Source organism: Dellaglioa kimchii, assembly GCF_046115505.1.
In the GTDB taxonomy this organism is placed as follows: Bacteria; Bacillota; Bacilli; order Lactobacillales; family Lactobacillaceae; genus Dellaglioa; species Dellaglioa kimchii.
The window spans coordinates 560,095-578,920 of sequence record NZ_CP170736.1 but is presented as its reverse complement, the minus strand read 5'-3'; the positions used below and the strand labels follow the sequence as shown (position 1 = coordinate 578,920).

The following is an 18,826-nucleotide window of genomic DNA, read 5'->3' as shown; positions in this document are numbered from 1 at the left end:
AAAAGATGTGGTAAAATTAGATTAGAGGGTAAACTTCTAATCTATTTTTTAATTAATCATATAAAACGGTTACACTAATCCAGTTAAAGGAGGTTAATTTATTGGTAACAGGTCAGATTAGACAATCATTAAGTGGCTTTTACGACGTTGATGTCGAAGGCGAAACTTATCGAACAAGAGCTCGAGGTAATTTTAGAAATTCTAACCAGGCACCATTAGTAGGCGATTGGGTTGACTTCAAAGCTGAAAATAAAAAAGAAGGCTATATACTTAATATTCATGATCGAAAAAACAGCTTAATTCGACCACCAGTAGCTAATATTGATGAAGCAATTGTTGTAACGTCGTGTGTTGAACCAGCATTTTCAAGCAATCTATTAGATAGACAATTGATTATGCTAGAATCACATTATGTTAAGCCAGTCTTATATTTTTCAAAGGGCGATTTAATTCCTGAAGAGAAAGTCGCTGAAATAAGCAGTATTATTGAAGCTTATAGTCGAATTTATCCAACATTTTTTCCGTTTGGTAAAAACGAAGATGTTGTGGTTAAAGAATTACAAGATACCTTTCCGGGCAAAATTGCAGTCGTAATGGGTCAGACTGGTGCAGGAAAATCAACATTACTAAATAAAATTATGCCAGAGTTGGAGTTACAGACAGCTGAGATATCAAAAGCCTTACATCGTGGAAAACATACTACACGTAAAGTAACATTAATGCCTATTGCAGGTGGGCTAATTGCTGATACACCTGGATTTTCTTCTTTTGATTTATTTGATATGTCAAAAGAAGAGTTACCAAAGTTATTTCCAGAATTAAATGAACTATCTGTTGGCTGTAAATTTAGAGGTTGTTTGCATATTAAGGAGCCAAAATGTGCAGTTAAAGCAGCCCTTGAGCAAGGTAATTTATTACAGAGTCGGTACAAAAATTATTTACAATTTAATCAATTAATTGTTGATCAAAAACCAAACTATAAGAAATGAGATGACCAAAATGAAATTATCACCTTCTATTTTAAGCGCTAATTTTGCAAACTTGGAAAAGGATATTAAAGTTGTTGATCAAGCTGGTGCAGAATATTTACATATTGATATTATGGATGGCCATTTTGTGCCTAATTTAACTTTTGGTGCAAATGTCGTTGAAGCAATTAGACCATTAACAAAAATGGTTTTGGATTGTCATTTGATGGTGGAAAATCCAGAATCTTATATTGAAGAATTTGCTGCGGCAGGTGCTGATATTATTGGAGTTCATGTTGAATCAACTCCCCATATTTTCGGTGTTATTCAACATATTAAAAAATTAGGTGTGAAAGCTGAAGTGGTTATTAACCCAGGAACATCCCTAGAGACAATTAAACAAATTTTACCATTGGTTGACCAAGTATTAGTGATGACTGTTAACCCTGGATTTGGCGGACAATCATTTATTCCAGAAATGAAACGTAAAATTGACCAATTAGATCGTATCAAACAAGTTCAAAACTATGATTTTGATATTGAAGTTGATGGTGGTGTTAATGATCAAACGATTAAGGAATGTCTTGATAGTGGTGCAACAGTCGCAGTAGCTGGTTCATACATCTACAATAGTGACAATCCAACTGAACAAATTAATAAGTTAAGAGAAGCAACCAAATGAAACTCAATATCTTAGTCGGTGGACCTAAGGAACAGTGGCCTAAGAAATTAGTGGATGGTAACGTTCGTGGTCCATGGATTGGTGTTGATAGAGGTGCATTACGATTAATAAAACTAGGTATTACACCAGAGTTATCAATTGGTGATTTCGATTCAATGACTGAAAGTGAATTTAATTTAGTATCTAATCATAGTAAAAAAATTAAAATAGCTAATCCTGAAAAAGATGATACAGATACTGAATTGGCTTTGAGAGAAGCCATATCTGGATTTAAGTTTGATTCAGTGACGATTTATGGTGCCACAGGTGGTCGAATTGATCATTTATTGGCTAATTTATTTTTTATCTTTAGAGAACCATTTAATACAATGTTTGAAAAAATTTGTTTAGTTGATAAACAAAATTCAATTCGATTCTTTAAACCAGGTAAGTATCAGTTGATAAAAGAAAATGATAAAAAATATCTTGCATTTATTCCACTGACACCAGTTAAAAATTTGAGTTTAATAGATGAAAAGTACACATTGGATCAAATTAATTTTGTGAACCCGATTTCATTAGCAAGTAATGAATTTATGGGAGATACAGGTGAGTTTAGTTTTGAATCTGGCGTTATTATTGTGATTCAAAGTCGTGATGATGAAAAATAGAGCAAAAAAAAAGACTTAGCATAAATGCTGAGTCTTTTTAAATTGAATTAAACACGGGTAACTTTACCTGACTTTAAAGCGCGAGCAGATACATAAACTCTTTTAGGTTTACCATCAACTAAGATGCGAACTTTTTGTAAATTAGGTTTCCAGCTACGGTTTGTTTGGTTCAATGCATGAGAACGTTTCTTACCGAAAGTAGTCTTACGTCCTGTAATAAAATCTTTTGCCATATTCATATCCTCCTCTGCAATTCACTTAAAAAGCAAAGCTATGCTTACTTACCTAAACAAAAATATCATATTTAGCCATATAATGCAATACTTTTCTTTCAAGTAAATTTGCTTGACAGCTTGAAATTCCCGAAGGTAGGGGAATAGAATTTTCTTAGATGCTATTTTTCTTTTATTCTACCATATCCTATGATAAAATACTCTTATTGATTGTGTGAAAATATAAGGAGGCTATTCTTATGGCTGTTAAGATCAAAACGCAATTCGGTACGATTGATATTGATAATGAAGTTATTGCGACAGTTGTCGGCGGTGCTGCAACTGAAATTTTTGGTATTGTCGGAATGGCAAGTAAAAACCAAATTCGTGACAATGTGAATGAAATTTTAAGAAGAGATAATTATTCTAGAGGTGTTGTTGTTCGCCAGGAAGACAATGGTGTTGCTATTGATGTCTACATTATTGTTGGCTATGGCACAAAAATATCTGAAGTTTGTCGTAACGTTCAAGAAAAAGTGAAGTATAATTTAGAAACAATGCTAGGTGTATCTGCTAATTCAGTTAACGTGTTAGTACAAGGCGTTCGCGTACTAGGCGATTAGTAACTAGCTATTTTAGTAGTGACCAAGGAGGAAAAAGAAGTGACTGTTACGAAAATTACGGACCAAGAATTTAGAAAAATGGTCCAAATTAGCTCACAACGATTGGCTAAAAATGCCGAATTTATTAATTCATTAAATGTATTTCCAGTGCCAGATGGTGATACAGGTACAAATATGAACCTTTCGTTCGCAAGTGGGGCAAAGTATGTTCAAGATTCACCTTCTGAACATGTTGGTGAACTATCTTCAATTTTAGCTAAAGGTTTATTGATGGGTGCTCGAGGTAACTCAGGCGTTATTTTATCACAAATTTTTAGAGGCTTTTATAAACGGATCCAAGCTAAAGAGGTTTTAACTGCTACTGATTTGTCAGATGCTTTGACAGGTGGTGTAGAAGTCGCGTATAAAGCAGTTATGAAACCAACTGAAGGAACTATTTTAACAGTTGCAAGAGAAGCCGCTAAGGCTGCAAATAAGGCTGCCTCTGAGAGTGATGACGTTATCGTCGTTATGGAAGCAACTTATGTAGCTGCTAAAAAAGCATTAGCAACAACACCAGATTTATTACCTGTTTTAAAAGAGGTTGGTGTTGTTGATTCAGGTGGTCAAGGATTAACATTTGTTTATGAAGGTTTCTTTGATGCCTTAACTGGTAAAGAAACAATTAGTGAAGAATACAAACCAAATGAAAAAGAAATGGATGAAATGGTTAATGCCAGTCACCATCAGAGTGTTCAAAGTAAATTAAGTACTGAAGACATTAAATTTGGTTATTGTACAGAAATCATGCTTAAATTGGGTGCCGGTCGTTTAGTTGATCGTAAATTTGATTATGATGAATTTAGAAATCATTTGAGTGAAATTGGTGATTCTCTTCTTGTTGTGGCCGATGATGAAGTTGTTAAAGTTCACGTACATACAGAAAATCCTGGTGAAGTGATGACTTATGGTCAACATTATGGTTCATTAATCAAAGTTAAGGTTGATAATATGCGTCAACAACATGAGACAATTTTGGAAAATGATGAAGAAGAGACTGAAGAAACAAGTGAAACTACAGTACCTAGCGAAATTGCAGTTATTTCAATTTCATCTGGTTCTGGTGTTGCGACACTCTTCAAAAGTTTAGGTGTTTCTTACATTTTAAGTGGTGGTCAAACAATGAATCCAAGTACGGAAGATATTGTTAAGGCAATTGAAGCAACTAAAGCTAAAAATGTGATTATTTTACCTAATAATAAAAATATTTTCTTAGCTGCTGAACAGGCTGTTGAAGTTTCAACAGTTCCAACAGTTGTTGTACCAAGTCGTACAATCGCTCAAGGAATGACAGCAATGCTTGGTTTTAATATTGATAGCACATTGGAAGAAAATAAAGATGCTATGATTGAAAACTTGGATACAGTAACTTCTGGTCAAGTAACAATCGCAGTTAGAGATACAACAATTGAAGGCATTGAAATTAAAAAAGATAATTATATGGGTATTATTGATGGTAACATCAAAGTAACTGATAATGATCGTAAAAAAGTTGCAATTGAAATGACTAAAGAAATGTTGGATGAAGACAGCGAAATTATCACAATTATTGTGGGTGAAGACGGTTCTGAGGACGAAGCTAAAGAAATCGAAGAAGCCATTTATGAAATTGATGAAGATTTAGAAGTTGAAATTCATGAAGGAGACCAACCGGTCTATCCATATCTAATTTCAGTTGAATAAATAGTAAAAAAGTAAAGGTGGGATGAGACTATGTTCTCTCCTGCTTTTTATATTCCGTAGAAAGTGAGGTATCATAATGTCATCATTGAACGATTCAGTTAGTGTTTTAACTGGTGTTGGGCCTAAAAAATTGACTGCACTTAATCAATTAGGAATTAATACAATAATAGATTTATTAACATTTTATCCGTACCGTTATGACGATTTAAAAGCAAAAAAATTATCTGAAATTACTGATCAAGAAAAAGTAACTCTAAAAGGAATTGTTTCTTCTGAACCAGTTTTAATTCGGTTTGGTCAGAAAAGAAATCTGTTAAATGTTAGATTGCTAATTGATAGTGATAATATAACCGTCAGTTTTTTTAATCAACCTTTTTTACAAAAACAATTTGAGATTGGTAAAGAAGTCGCCGTATATGGTAAATGGGATGATAAGAGAAAAAGTTTATCTGGGATGAAGTTATTGACGAAGCAAAATGATGATAAGTTATCAGCGATATATCGTTCTTCTAAGGATATTCATCAATCGGCAATTCGACAGTTAATTACGCAAGCATTTGAACAATACGCGGATCGAATTGATTCAATATTACCAAATTCCTTGATTAAAAAGTATCGTTTAATTAATCGTAAGACGATGTTACATGATATTCACTTTCCACAGGATGAAAAAGAGTTTCATGATGCTAAGCGGACGGCTATTTTTGAAGAGTTCTTTTTATTTCAATTGAAATTACAGTATATTAAACGAAATGATACTAAAAATGATGGTATTAAAATTAACTATCAAAATAATGAATTAAAAAAATTCATTCAGACGTTACCCTTTGAATTAACGGCAGCTCAAAAAAGAGTCGTTAATGAAATTTGTTCAGATATGAAACAACCAATCCATATGAATCGATTACTTCAAGGTGATGTTGGATCAGGTAAAACAATTGTTGCAGCAATTGTGATGTACGCGGCTATTACGGCGGGGTATCAAGCCGTTTTAATGGCGCCAACAGAAATATTAGCTGAACAACATGCCAATAACATGGCTACCTTATTCGCAGATTTCCCAGTTAATGTTGCACTTTTAACTGGGTCAATGAAAGTTAAAGCTAGACGTGAACTATTAGCACATCTTGAATCAGGTGAGGTTAATTTAATTATTGGAACACATGCAATTATTCAGCCTGATGTGTCATTTAGTCGCGTTGGATTAGTTATTACTGATGAGCAACACCGATTTGGTGTGAATCAACGTCGTATTTTAAGAGAGAAGGGAGCTGAACCGGACGTTTTAGCAATGACGGCCACGCCAATCCCTAGAACGCTAGCAATTACTGCTTACGGCGAAATGGATGTCTCTACGATTAACGAATTACCTGCAGGACGTCAACCTATTACGACATCTTGGTTAAAGAGTTCTCAAGTAGGTAAAGGAATCGATCTCATTAAAGAACAGTTGATGCAAGGCTCACAAGCTTATATTATTACACCACTAATTGATGAATCTGAAACACTAGATTTAAAAAATGCATTAGCTTTATACGAAAATATGAAAGAAATATTTGAGCCAAAATATAAAGTTGGACTACTGCATGGCAAAATGAAAAATGATGAAAAGGATCAGATTATGGCTGATTTTAAGGCTAATAAATATCAAATATTGGTTTCAACAACGGTTATCGAAGTCGGTGTTGATGTTCCTAATGCTACTGTGATGATGATTCATAATGCTGAACGGTTTGGGTTAGCGCAATTACATCAATTACGAGGTCGGGTTGGCCGTGGGAAGAAAGCATCATATTGTATTTTAATTGCTGATCCTAAAAATGATTTTGGGAGACAACGCATGCAAATTATGACAGAGACAACAGATGGTTTCGTCATTTCGCAAAAAGATTTAGAGTTGCGAGGTGCTGGCGATGTACTAGGCCGAAAACAATCTGGAATACCTGATTTTAAAATTGGTGATCCAATAGGTGATATCAATGCATTGCAAGTGGCCCAACAAGAAGCACACGAAATAGTTTTTAGAAATGACTTTGAAAGTAATCCTGAATTTAAACCACTAAACGATTACTTGAAGAATCATCAAAATACAGATTTAAAATTCGATTAAATAAGTTAGGAGAATATAATTATGAAATTAGCAGTTGATGCAATGGGCGGCGATTTTGCACCGCAATCAATCGTCGAGGGCGTTGAACGTGCTAGAGACGAAGATAGCACCATTCAATTTACGTTGTACGGAGATGAAAAAAGAATTCGTGAATTCTTAAAAGATGATAAAAATATCACGATTGTTCACACGGATGAAGAAATTGATGGGAATGATGAACCAGTTAAGGCAATTCGTTCAAAGAAAAAGGCGTCAATGGTCTTAGCAGCTCAATCCGTTAAAGACGGTGAGAATGATGCCGTCTTTTCATGTGGTAACACTGGGGCACTACTTGCTGCTGGTTTGTTTATAATTGGCCGTATTAAGGGTATTCCACGACCTGGTTTATTAGCAACATTGCCAGTTATTTCTAGTGATAACACTGTAAATTTATTAGATGCTGGAGCCAATGCGGATAGTAAACCTGAACATTTGCATCAATATGCTGTCTTAGGTAACTATTATGCTAAAAATGTTCGCCATATTAGTAATCCTAAAATCGGTTTATTAAATAATGGGACAGAACCACATAAAGGCAACAAAGTGACACAAGAAGCGTATCAATTATTACAGAACGATACCGAATTAAATTTTGTAGGTAATATTGAATCTAATGATTTACTTTCTGGTAAAGCTGATATTGTTGTTTCTGATGGCTTTACAGGTAATGCTGTTTTAAAATCCGTTGAAGGAACAGCTTTAGGGATGTTTTCATTACTCAAAAGTGCCATTATGAGTGGTGGTTTGCGTGCTAAAATTGGCGCGCTTTTACTGAAACCTAGTTTAAAACAATTGAAGAATAAGATGGATTCACCTAAGTATGGCGGTGCGGTTTTACTAGGTATTAAAGCACCAGTTGTAAAATCACATGGATCAAGTAAGGCTGAAGTTGTTTATTACACAATTAATCAAATTAATGATATGGTTAATACAGATGTAGTACCTAATATTGTTAACTATTTTGAAAAGGAAACTAGTGAAAATAAAATTAACTAGACATTTCTCTGAAAAATGGTTAAAATTACGTCATGATTCAAAAGGAGGCTATTGGAATGACAGAAGAAGAAATTTTTGGAAAAATTGTTAAAATTATAGACGAACATTTTGATTTGCCAGTAGAAAAAATTACGAATGACTTAGATTTTAAAAAGGATTTAGATGCAGATTCAATTGATGTTGTCGAGTTCGTTTTAGAACTTGAAGATACATTTGGTGCAGAAATTTCTGATGAAGATGCAGAAAGTTTAACAACTGTCGGAGACGTTGTCACTTTTATTAAAGCTAACCAAAAATAATAATTCAACACGTAGATTAAATCGTTTATTAAAAGCGTTAGACAATGATATTTGTCAGCGCTTTTTTTGTATGGAGTACCTTTTAGTGAATAAAACAGGTATAATTGTAAGAGCAATAATGATAATAACGGAGGATAATAATGATTAAAGGTTTAAATGAAATGTTAGCAGAAGAATTTAATATTAAATTTGTGAATACGGATTTATTAGATGAAGCATTCACACAGGCATCATATGTAAATGAACATCCCAAAGAAAATTTAAAATTTTATGAACGAATTGAATTTTTAGGAGACGCTGTTTTACAATTAACAGTTTCAGAATATTTATATCAGCGGTATACAATGCTGCCACAGGGGAAATTAACGCGTCTAAGAGCTGCAATGGTATGTGAAGAGAGTTTCAGCGCATTTGCTAAAGAATGCCGATTTGATGAATTTATTCGTTTAGGTAAAGGTGAAGAAAAATCAAATGCACGTCAAAGACCTGCGTTATTATGTGATATTTTTGAATCTTTTGTAGGAGCGCTTTATCAAGATCAAGGTAAATTAGCTGTTGAAACATTTATCAGGAAAGTTATTTTTCCAAAATTAGACTTAGGCTGGTTTGACCATGTTATGGATTATAAAACGTCGCTACAAGAGTTTTTACAAAAAGATGGTGATGTTGTGATTACCTATGATGTTGTTGATGATCTTGGTCCAGAGCATGACAGACAATATGTCATGTCCGTTAGTGCTGATGGTAAAATCATTGGACAAGGGGCGGGACATTCTAAAAAAGTTGCAGAACAACAAGCAGCAAGTAATGCATTAGGATTACTCAGAAAGTAAAAATGTTCAGGGGGTTAGTGACGGATGAAATTAGAGTCTTTAGTCATTAATGGTTTTAAATCATTTGCAGACAAAACAACAATTGAATTTAAAGACGGGATGACTGGTATTGTCGGTCCTAATGGTAGTGGTAAAAGTAATATTATCGAAGCGATTCGTTGGGTGCTTGGTGAACAATCAGCTAAAAATTTACGCGGAAATAAAATGCCTGATGTTATATTTGCTGGTTCAGGGAGTAGATCAGCAGTTAATCGTGCTGAAGTTAGTATTATTTTTGATAATTCCGATTTTTATATTCAAGATAATCCCGAAAAAATAACCGTTACGAGACGGTTATTTAGAGATGGTGTTAGCGAGTTTTTAATTAATCAAAAGCAGTGTCGCCTTAAAGATATAACAAATTTATTCATGGATACTGGACTTGGAAAAGAGTCATTTTCAATTATTTCTCAGGGTAGAGTTGCTGAAATTTTTAATAGTAAACCTGAAGATAGACGTTCGATTATTGAAGAAGTTGCTGGTGTTTTAAAATATAAACAAGAAAAGAATATCGCCACTCGCCAATTAGAAGAAACAAAAGACCATCTTAACCGGGTTTCTGATATTATTTTTGAACTTAAAGGACAAGTTGAACCTTTACGTGAGCAAAGTAGTTTAGCAAAGGATTATTTAACTCAAAAAAAGCAATTTGATGAATTAGAACTCAGTCGGTTGGTTAAAGAAATTAAAAGGCAATCGCAACTAAAAAGGGATGTCACACATTCGTTAGATAAGTTACTTGAAATAGATAGCGATTATAAGACTAAGGTCACTGCAAAAGAACAAGAAATAGTAGGTTATCGTTCAGAACTAGAAAATATTGAAAAAACGATTGATCATACACAAAATAAACTATTAGATTTAACAATTAATAAAGAACGGTTGATGGGAAAAAGTGATATATCAACTCAAAAAAAGGATTTTGAAAAACAAAAAATAGCAGAATTAAAAAAAGAACAAGAATCGGTGAATGAACAAATTATTTTGAAACAAGAGTCATTAGCGGATTTAGATAAGCAGTCATTGGCTTTACAGAAAAATATTACTGATGAGAACATGTTTATTGAAAAGATTGATAAAACGTTGGAAACAGCGGATGTTTCTGGACAAGATCGTTCAAAAGAATTAAGGCGCGTTGTTAATGACACTATCCAGCAACGTACACGACTACAAAGTGAAAATGAATTTTTACAAAAAACATTAAATTTTGATTCGCAGACTAAAGTTAATGATGACTTATTAGCTACTGAACAAGAATATTTAACCCAAGTAAAAAATGATTTTAAAACTAAAAAAGCTGAATTTAATTTGATTGATAATAAATTAATTAATGAAGAAAAAAATTTAGCAAAATTAAAAATTTCTTTGAAAGAAAATAATGATTCTTACGAGGCGCAGCAACGTAGATGGTTTGAAGCATCAAACATTTTAGTACAGGCAAAAAATAAAAAAGATAATCTACTTTTGACGCAAAATAGCTATAATGGCTATTATCAAGGCGTTAAGGCAATTTTAAAAGAAAAAAATAAGTTTCCTGGTTTATATGGTTCAGTGGCAGAATTAATGACGGTTCCAAAGGAAATTAACCAAGCAATAGAGACAGCCTTGGGTGCGCAATTACAACAGATAGTTGTGCAAGAAGAGTCTGTTGCAAAGAATGCAATTAAGTTTTTAACTGATAATAAATTTGGTCGGGCAACGTTTTTACCGATTTCAGCCATTAAGGGACGTTCAATCGGTGATACACAACGTTTTGTCTTAAAGTACGAAGGAGTCATCGGTATTGCTTCAGAGTTAATTAAAATCGAACCTCAATTTATTGAAATTAGTCAGTATTTGCTAGGGACAACAATCATTGTTGAAGAGATGGATACGGCAATCAAAGTTAGCCGTGATCTGAATCATCGGGTTAAAGTTGTCACACGGACTGGAGAAGTAATAAATGCAGGCGGTGCAATAACTGGTGGTAAACAGCAGCATACTAGTGGATTGTTAAATCAGAAGCAAACTATTCTACAGTTAGATGAAAGTATCCAAAAAATGCAACAAGAACTAGAGGCACGTGAAGTTCGGGGCAATGAAGCTAGAGTGACTGTTGAAAAGCAAAAAGAAATGATTCAGTCGATTGAATTGATAGTTGTTGATTTAAAAAGTCAATATCAAACAACACAATCTGAATTAACAACTAGTCGGTTAATTTTAGAACAGCAAGAACTTAAAACGACTGAAAAATATGATGAGTTTGAAAAAAATCAAACTGATAAAATTAATAACCAAATAAAATTTAAAGACAATGAACAAAAAATTATGGCATTAGCACGACAAATACAAGTAGCAAATAACGATATTTCTGATATTGACTTACAATTAAAAAATAGTGATCAATTTGAACAGCAGCAACAAGTTAAGAAACAAAACCATCGTGAAAGTTTATTAGTTTTTCAAGAACAATTAAAACAGCAACGTACCAATGTTATGCTGTTGAATAACGATATTCAAGAATTAGTTGAAAAAGCTACATTGATAAACCAACAATATCAAGATTTACTCAGAAATACCGAAAATAGTCAGGTGAAAGAAAAAGATATCCAAAAAGAATTACAAAAATTTCAAAGGCAAGCAGAAGAAGCCGATTTAAAGTTAGCTGATTTTAAAAAGAACAGAACTAATATTAATCAAACTTTAACTGAAGAAAATAGTCATTTATCTCGGTTATCTGAGTTACAGAGAAATATTATTGCAGATAAAATCAAAGCTGAAAATAAACAACAACAACTTGATGAGACACTTGACGAATTTTTAGCTAAGTTAGCTAGCAATTTTCAACAGACTTTTGAAGAGGCTGAAAAAGTAGAAAGTCAGAAATCACTTGAACAAATTTTGGCACAACAAAAATTATTGAGAAAAGGGCTAAAAGAAATTGGTGAGGTTAATGTGGCCTCGATTGATGAATTTGAAAGAGTTAATGAACGTTACTCATTCTTATTAGACCAACAAAATGATTTATTAGAAGCCGATGAACAATTAAAGAAAACTATGATGGATATGGATACTGAAGTTGAAAAAAGATTTAAAGCCAGTTTTATTGATATCTCTAAGAAATTTGAGGAGATATTCCCCGTTATGTTTGGTGGCGGTAAAGCTAGATTAGAATTAACTGATCCAGAAAATCTTTTAACAACCGGAATTGATATTCTAGCGCAGCCGCCTGGTAAAAAAGTTCAAAGTTTAAGTTTACTTTCTGGCGGAGAACAAGCTCTGACCGCAATTACGCTATTGTTTGCTATTTTAAGAGTAAAACCAGTTCCTTTTTGTATCTTGGATGAAGCAGAAGCTGCACTTGATGATGCAAATGTAGCTCGATTTGCTAGTTATCTAAAATCATTTCATCAAGAAACGCAATTTATTGTAATTACGCATCGAAATGGAACAATGGTTGAAGCTAATATTTTGTATGGTGTTACAATGCAAGAGTCTGGTATCTCTAAAATGGTTTCGGTATCATTAGACAAAACAGTTTGATATACTAATAAAAGATTAGGAGGCGCTACAGATGGGAATATTTAGTAGGATTAAGCAAGCTTTTACAGGTGAAGAATCAGAATCATCTGAACAAGAAAAATATGATAAAGGCCTTGAAAAATCAAGAAAAACCTTTGGACAACGCTTAAACTCACTGTTTGCTAACTTTAGAACAGTTGATGAAGATTTTTTTGAAGAGTTAGAAGAAACTTTAATTGAAGCTGATGTTGGATTTGAAACGGCTATGAAAATTAGTCGTGAGTTACAAGAAGAAGTTAAGTTAAGAAATGTAAGTAATCCAGATGCTGTTTCTGCAGCAATTATTGAAAAATTGGTAGATTTGTATGAGTCAGAGGGTAAAGACGAAGATAATTCGATTGCGCAAGCTGAATCAGGTCCAACCGTTATTTTATTTGTTGGTGTTAATGGTGTTGGTAAAACGACCACTATTGGTAAACTAGCACACCGCTATCATGAAGAAGGTAAAAAAGTACTTTTAGCTGCTGGAGATACATTTAGAGCGGGTGCAATAGAACAACTTGCTGAATGGAGCCGTCGTGTTGACGTAGATATCGTTCGTGGACCAGAAAAAAGTGATCCAGCATCTGTTATCTTTGACGCGGTAAAACGTGCCAAAGAAGAAGATTACGATATTTTACTAGTTGATACAGCTGGTCGTTTACAGAACAAAGTTAACTTGATGAATGAATTAGATAAAATTAAACGAATCATTTCTCGAGAAATTCCAGATGCACCTCATGAAGTTTTACTTGTTTTGGATGCAACAACGGGTCAAAATGCTTTAATCCAAGCTAAACAATTTAAAGAAACAACTGATGTGAGTGGTATTGTATTAACTAAGCTAGATGGAACTGCTCGTGGTGGTATCGTGTTAGCCATTCGCAATGAGATGCATTTACCAGTAAAACTTGCTGGATTAGGTGAGCAAATGGATGACTTACGTGATTTTAATGCAGAAGATTTCATTTATGGCTTGTTTAAAGGACTTATTCAAGAACAACCTGAATCAACAGAAGAATAATCTTAGAAGTCAGATTAAACTAATCGGACTTCTTTTTGCTATTGACGTTTAAGGCTAAAATCGGTACCCTTCTAAGTAGGACTGAATGAAACAAAAACGAAGGAGTTTTTTTAGTGGCGATTGATAAAACAAATCGAGTAAATGCATTGTTTGAATTTTATGAGTCATTATTAACTAAAAAACAGGCTGAATATATGGCCATGTACTATGGTGATGATTTTTCACTTGGTGAAATTGCGGACAATTTTGATGTCAGTCGGCAAGCTGTTTATGATAATATTAAACGAACAGAAAAAATTTTAGAAGATTATGAAGATAAGTTGAATTTGTATCATAATTTTATTCAACGTAATGAAAAATTAGACCAAATTAAGCAATACACAGATAGTACTTATAAAGAGGATCAAAAATTAACCGATCTAATTAATCAATTAGAAGAATTAGACGAAGAGTAAGGGTAGGTAGTTAAAAATGGCATTTGAAGGATTAACAGAAAGATTACAAAATGCGATGACGAAACTTCGTCGTAAAGGTAAAATATCTGAAACTGATTTAAAAGAGGTTATGCGTGAAATTCGCTTAGCCTTACTTGAAGCCGATGTTAACTTTACAGTAGTTAAAGAGTTCGTTAAGGTTGTTCGTGAACGTGCAATTGGTGCGGAAGTACTTGAGAGTTTAACGTCATCACAACAAATCGTCAAAATTGTAAATGAAGAATTAACTAAAGTTATGGGTGAAACAGCTGTTCCATTGAACAAGTCATCTAAAATACCAACAATTATCATGATGGTTGGTCTACAAGGGGCTGGTAAAACAACCACAGCTGGTAAGCTTGCTTTAAAATTAAAAAAAGAAGAAAATGCGAGACCTTTAATGATAGCAGCCGATGTTTACCGTCCAGCTGCCATTGACCAATTACAAGTTTTAGGTCGTGATTTAGAGATACCTGTTTTTGAATTGGGTACAAAAGTAAACCCTGTTGAAATTGTTCGACAAGGTCTAGCACAAGCTGCAGAAAATAAAAATGATTACATTATTATTGATACAGCTGGTCGTTTACAAATTGATGAAACGTTAATGGACGAATTAGCTCAAATTAAGGCCTTAGCTAACCCGAATGAAATTCTTTTGACTGTTGATTCAATGACTGGACAAAGTGCGGTAGATGTTGCTAAAGGCTTTAATGAACAATTAGATGTTACTGGTGTCGTCTTAACTAAATTAGATGGTGACACTCGTGGTGGTGCTGCGCTATCAATTCGTTCAGTGACAGGTAAACCAATTAAATTTATCGGACAAGGTGAAAAATTAACTGATTTGGATGTATTCTATCCGGATCGTATGGCGTCAAGAATCTTAGGCATGGGTGATATGCTCACGCTGATTGAAAAAGCACAACAAGATTTTGATGAAAATGAATCAGCTAAAATGGCTGAAAAATTTCAAGAAAATACATTTGATTTTAATGACTTTTTAAGTCAAATGGATCAATTACAAAAAATGGGTCCTATGGAAGATATCATGAAGATGATTCCAGGGATGGCTAATAATCCAGCTATGAAGAATGTTAAAATGGATCCCAAGGATATTGACCATATGCGTGCGACAGTATACTCAATGACACCTAAAGAACGCGAAAATCCAGACATCTTGAACCCCAGTCGACGTCGACGTATTGCTGCTGGTGCAGGTCGTCCGATTGTTGAAGTTAACCGAATGATTAAGCAATTTGGCGAAATGAAGAAAATGATGAAGAAAATGAATAGCGGTAATTTTGAAGGTATGGAAGGGATGCTTGGTAAAGGCGTAACAGGTCGCTTAGCTAAGATGTCTATGAATTCTATGGTCCGTAAGAATAAGAAAAACAAGAAAAAACGTATGAAGAAAAATAAAAACTCTAGAAAATAATCATTAAATAATCAATACCGGTATGGCTTAAAGGGCATTTTGATAATTTATTTTAACTGTCAAGAAAAAAACCTTTACAAGCTGATAAATAACTGGTATATTAATTATTGTTGAAGTAGATATCAGGAGGTGTATATTAATGTCAGTAAAAATTCGTTTAAAACGTATGGGTTCTAAAAAGAGACCGTTCTACCGTGTCGTTGTAGCTGATTCACGTTCACCACGTGATGGCCGTTTCATCGAAAACGTTGGTACTTACAACCCATTAACAGAACCACAAACAGTAACACTTGAAGAAGAAAGTATTTTAAACTGGTTGAACAATGGTGCACAACCATCAGATACTGTACGTAACATTCTTTCAAATGCAGGCATCATGAAGAAATTCCATGAAGCTAAATTCTCTAAAAAATAAGGACGATTAAATGACTGAAGCAGAAGTGACAAGTTTAATTTTAACAATTGTCAAACCGCTTGTTGAAAATCCTGACGATGTCCAAATAGGGCAGAAACAAGATGATCATTATGTCTATTTTGAATTATCTGTGAATTCAGATGATATTGGCCGTATTATTGGGAAGCACGGACAAGTTGCGCAAGCTATTAGAACAATAATCTATGGTGTGCGTTTAACAAGTTCGAAACGAGTGCGTCTAAACATATTAGATTAAAATAGTAACTCTTGAATGAAGCAGCAATGTTTTGTTTAGGAGTTTTTATTTTACAATGAAAAGGAGCAAATATGGATTATTATCAAGTAGGAACAATCGTCAATACTCATGGAATCAAAGGAGAAGTTAGAGTTATGGCTACAACTGACTTCGTTTCTGAGCGTTTTAAAAAGGGAACCGTCTTGTATCTGTTCGATAAGAGCGGAAAACAAGTTATTTCGTTAACGGTTATGACCTATAGACATCATAAAAATTTTGAACTCGTGACGTTTGAAGGATTACAAGATATTAACCTGGTTGAGAAATATAAAGGATTAGATCTTAAAGTCGCTGATAAAGGTCTTCAGGAATTAGAAGAGGGTAATTACTATTACCATCAAATTATCGGCTTAGATGTCCAAAATGAAAATAAAGAAAAAATTGGCTCTATTTATGAAATTTTAAGTCCAGGAGCCAATGACGTTTGGGTTGTTAAGCGTCAGGGACAAGGTGATTTATTGTTACCAGTTATTAAAGATGTTATAAAGACTGTTGATATCGATAATAACATTGTAACGGTAGAACTTTTAGAAGGATTGGACGACTAAATATGAAAATTGATGTTTTGAGTTTATTTCCAGAAATGTTTGATGGCCCCATGAAACAATCAATTGTTGGTAAGGCAATTGATAAGAACGTTCTTGATTTAAAAATTACTAATTTTAGAGATTTTACAACTGATAAACAAAATCATGTGGACGATTACCCATATGGTGGTGGTGCAGGTATGTTATTACAAGCACAGCCAGTTTTTGATACTTTAGAAGCTGTTCAAAAAGAATCTGACACAAAAGGTAAAGTTATCCTTTTGGATCCAGCAGGACGTAAATTTGACCAAACTGTGGCTGAAGAATTTGCGAAAGAAGAACATTTAACATTTATTTGTGGTCACTATGAAGGCTACGATGAACGTATCCGTGAACTTGTAACTGACGAGGTTTCACTTGGTGACTACATTTTAACAGGTGGAGAACTAGGGGCCATGGTTATGATTGATGCGACGGTTCGATTGTTACCTGAAGTTTTAGGCAATAAAGAATCTGCTCCCGGAGATTCTTTTTCAAACGGCTTGTTAGAATATCCGCAATATACACGGCCAGCTGATTTTAGAGGGATGAAAGTTCCTGAAGTTCTAACAAATGGGAATCATAAATTAATCGATGAATGGCGTCAAAAAGAATCATTGAGACGAACATTTGAGAGAAGACCAGATTTGTTGAAAGACATTCAATTATCTAAACAACAAGTAGAATGGTTGGCTGATATAAAATCTGGAAAGTAAAGGAAATAACCTTTACGCCTATAAAGTAATATGATACAATTTCAAAAGTGGTTAAAAGCCACATAAAATTACGATATTCCGCTGGCATAGTAAATGTGAATGAATTTCTGTTGAAAAGGAGATCCAAATTATGAGTCCAATGATCGCAAAACTTACAGAAGCACAATTACGTACAGATATTCCTGAGTTCCGCCCAGGTGATACTGTTCGAGTTCACGCCCGTGTTGTTGAAGGCACACGTGAACGTATCCAACTTTTCGAAGGTGTTGTTTTAAAACGCCGTGGTAAAGGTATTAGTTCAAGTTACACTGTTCGTAAAATTAGTAACGGTGTCGGTGTTGAACGTACTTTCCCATTGCATTCACCTCGTGTTGCTAAAATTGAAGTTATCCGTCATGGTCGTGTTCGTCGTGCTAAATTGTACTACTTACGTGCCCTTAATGGTAAAGCTGCTCGTATTAAAGAAGCTCGCCGTTAGATTGACGTTGAAAAGCCTTGGTAATCAAGGCTTTTTTATTTGTCTAAAAATTTGGTAGGCCTATATAATTGAACCTTGTTTCAAAAAGTCGCATTAAAGTCGCAAAAAGGGGCAGAAAAGGGGCATAAATTATAAGTTCCCGAGATTTAATCATAGTTTATAATTAATATTTTCAATAACAGATAGATATATTTTTTGTCAATTTTTAATTATTTTTGTGTATTATGTAAAAAAATATTAATTTAAGAGATTGGCTTTTTTTAGTTTTTAAAGTATTAATTTAGATTAATCGTATAGTTAAATTATTTGAAGTAACATTAAAATTATGATAGCATTAGATTGTTGTTAATGAAAATAGTATTAAAGTAATAGCTATTTTAATGAAGTTTTGTTCAGTATTATTAGTACCTAATCATATTTATGCTCAGGATACACTTATGAGCCACGATGTAACTAAAGCATATAATATAGGAGTCAAAGAGGGTAAAATTAAGCAATAGGATAGGAACTATCAAGAGTTTTATGATTTATGTAGTTCATCTGTTTGGCCTGTATATGAATGAAAACCAAGTTAAGCCGGGTGCTAAAACTACTCTTACTGAAATGATTGCATAAGATAATAAAGCAAAGCATACGAGCAAGAAAGATTTTTTTCAGCAACATACAAAAAGGTGCTCATGTTGAGGTATATAGAATAAAGAAACATCATGG

The 18,826-nt window shown here is 33.7% G+C and carries 19 protein-coding genes; 18 read left to right on the top strand and 1 reads right to left on the bottom strand.

Going from position 1 to position 18,826, the window contains the following annotated elements; translation table 11 throughout:
* Positions 1–101: 101 nt before the first annotated feature.
* Genes rsgA through ACE83Q_RS02755 form a run of 3 tightly spaced genes read left to right on the top strand, consistent with a single transcriptional unit; the run spans position 102 to position 2,300 of the window.
* On the top strand, positions 102–989 hold the full coding sequence (rsgA, locus tag ACE83Q_RS02765; RefSeq protein WP_409022610.1) for a ribosome small subunit-dependent GTPase A: 888 nt from the start codon (positions 102–104) through the stop codon (positions 987–989).
* Positions 990–999: 10 nt separating this feature from the next.
* A complete protein-coding gene (gene rpe, locus ACE83Q_RS02760) occupies positions 1,000–1,650 on the top strand; it encodes a ribulose-phosphate 3-epimerase (RefSeq protein ID WP_409022609.1) in 651 nt (216 codons plus the stop codon).
* On the top strand, positions 1,647–2,300 hold the full coding sequence (locus ACE83Q_RS02755; RefSeq protein WP_409022608.1) for a thiamine diphosphokinase: 654 nt from the start codon (positions 1,647–1,649) through the stop codon (positions 2,298–2,300). The genes rpe and ACE83Q_RS02755 overlap by 4 nt, the downstream gene beginning before the upstream one ends.
* Before the next feature lie 47 nt (positions 2,301–2,347).
* Here the strand turns inward: ACE83Q_RS02755 and rpmB are convergent, their stop codons facing one another.
* Positions 2,348–2,533 carry a 50S ribosomal protein L28 gene (gene rpmB, locus ACE83Q_RS02750; RefSeq protein ID WP_057973454.1) on the bottom strand — a complete coding sequence of 62 codons (186 nt, stop codon included), beginning with the start codon at positions 2,531–2,533 and terminating at the stop codon, positions 2,348–2,350.
* A 239-nt stretch (positions 2,534–2,772) separates the two neighbouring features.
* Between rpmB and ACE83Q_RS02745 the strand changes: the two genes are divergently transcribed.
* From ACE83Q_RS02745 to rplS, 15 genes are all read left to right on the top strand, one after another.
* Positions 2,773–3,135, top strand: a complete 363-nt coding sequence (locus ACE83Q_RS02745; protein WP_057973455.1) for an Asp23/Gls24 family envelope stress response protein — start codon at positions 2,773–2,775, stop codon at positions 3,133–3,135.
* Between the two features lie 39 nt (positions 3,136–3,174).
* Entirely contained in the window at positions 3,175–4,857 is a 1,683-nt protein-coding gene (locus ACE83Q_RS02740; RefSeq protein WP_409022607.1) for a DAK2 domain-containing protein, read from the top strand.
* A 73-nt stretch (positions 4,858–4,930) separates the two neighbouring features.
* Entirely contained in the window at positions 4,931–6,967 is a 2,037-nt protein-coding gene (gene recG / locus ACE83Q_RS02735; protein WP_409022796.1) for an ATP-dependent DNA helicase RecG, read from the top strand.
* Positions 6,968–6,988: 21 nt separating this feature from the next.
* Positions 6,989–8,002: a phosphate acyltransferase PlsX gene (plsX, locus tag ACE83Q_RS02730; RefSeq protein ID WP_409022606.1), complete on the top strand. Its 1,014-nt coding sequence runs from the start codon at positions 6,989–6,991 to the stop codon at positions 8,000–8,002.
* 56 nt (positions 8,003–8,058) lie between these two features.
* Positions 8,059–8,301 carry an acyl carrier protein gene (gene acpP / locus ACE83Q_RS02725; RefSeq protein ID WP_409022605.1) on the top strand — a complete coding sequence of 81 codons (243 nt, stop codon included), beginning with the start codon at positions 8,059–8,061 and terminating at the stop codon, positions 8,299–8,301.
* Between the two features lie 140 nt (positions 8,302–8,441).
* The gene (rnc, locus tag ACE83Q_RS02720) at positions 8,442–9,134 is read left to right on the top strand and encodes a ribonuclease III (protein WP_409022604.1); all 693 of its coding nucleotides are present in this window, start codon (positions 8,442–8,444) and stop codon (positions 9,132–9,134) included.
* A 24-nt stretch (positions 9,135–9,158) separates the two neighbouring features.
* The gene (smc, locus tag ACE83Q_RS02715; RefSeq protein WP_409022603.1) at positions 9,159–12,695 is read left to right on the top strand and encodes a chromosome segregation protein SMC; all 3,537 of its coding nucleotides are present in this window, start codon (positions 9,159–9,161) and stop codon (positions 12,693–12,695) included.
* 31 nt (positions 12,696–12,726) lie between these two features.
* The gene (ftsY, locus tag ACE83Q_RS02710) at positions 12,727–13,737 is read left to right on the top strand and encodes a signal recognition particle-docking protein FtsY (RefSeq protein WP_409022602.1); all 1,011 of its coding nucleotides are present in this window, start codon (positions 12,727–12,729) and stop codon (positions 13,735–13,737) included.
* Between the two features lie 113 nt (positions 13,738–13,850).
* The gene (locus ACE83Q_RS02705; RefSeq protein ID WP_409022601.1) at positions 13,851–14,192 is read left to right on the top strand and encodes a putative DNA-binding protein; all 342 of its coding nucleotides are present in this window, start codon (positions 13,851–13,853) and stop codon (positions 14,190–14,192) included.
* A 16-nt stretch (positions 14,193–14,208) separates the two neighbouring features.
* Positions 14,209–15,645 carry a signal recognition particle protein gene (gene ffh, locus ACE83Q_RS02700; RefSeq protein ID WP_409022600.1) on the top strand — a complete coding sequence of 479 codons (1,437 nt, stop codon included), beginning with the start codon at positions 14,209–14,211 and terminating at the stop codon, positions 15,643–15,645.
* 139 nt (positions 15,646–15,784) lie between these two features.
* A complete protein-coding gene (gene rpsP, locus ACE83Q_RS02695) occupies positions 15,785–16,060 on the top strand; it encodes a 30S ribosomal protein S16 (RefSeq protein ID WP_409022599.1) in 276 nt (91 codons plus the stop codon).
* A 10-nt stretch (positions 16,061–16,070) separates the two neighbouring features.
* The gene (locus ACE83Q_RS02690; RefSeq protein WP_409022598.1) at positions 16,071–16,316 is read left to right on the top strand and encodes a KH domain-containing protein; all 246 of its coding nucleotides are present in this window, start codon (positions 16,071–16,073) and stop codon (positions 16,314–16,316) included.
* Between the two features lie 71 nt (positions 16,317–16,387).
* On the top strand, positions 16,388–16,903 hold the full coding sequence (gene rimM, locus ACE83Q_RS02685; RefSeq protein ID WP_409022597.1) for a ribosome maturation factor RimM: 516 nt from the start codon (positions 16,388–16,390) through the stop codon (positions 16,901–16,903).
* A gap of 2 nt (positions 16,904–16,905) precedes the next feature.
* On the top strand, positions 16,906–17,637 hold the full coding sequence (gene trmD, locus ACE83Q_RS02680) for a tRNA (guanosine(37)-N1)-methyltransferase TrmD (protein WP_409022596.1): 732 nt from the start codon (positions 16,906–16,908) through the stop codon (positions 17,635–17,637).
* Between the two features lie 130 nt (positions 17,638–17,767).
* A complete protein-coding gene (gene rplS / locus ACE83Q_RS02675) occupies positions 17,768–18,115 on the top strand; it encodes a 50S ribosomal protein L19 (RefSeq protein ID WP_057973468.1) in 348 nt (115 codons plus the stop codon).
* Positions 18,116–18,826 lie beyond the last annotated feature (711 nt).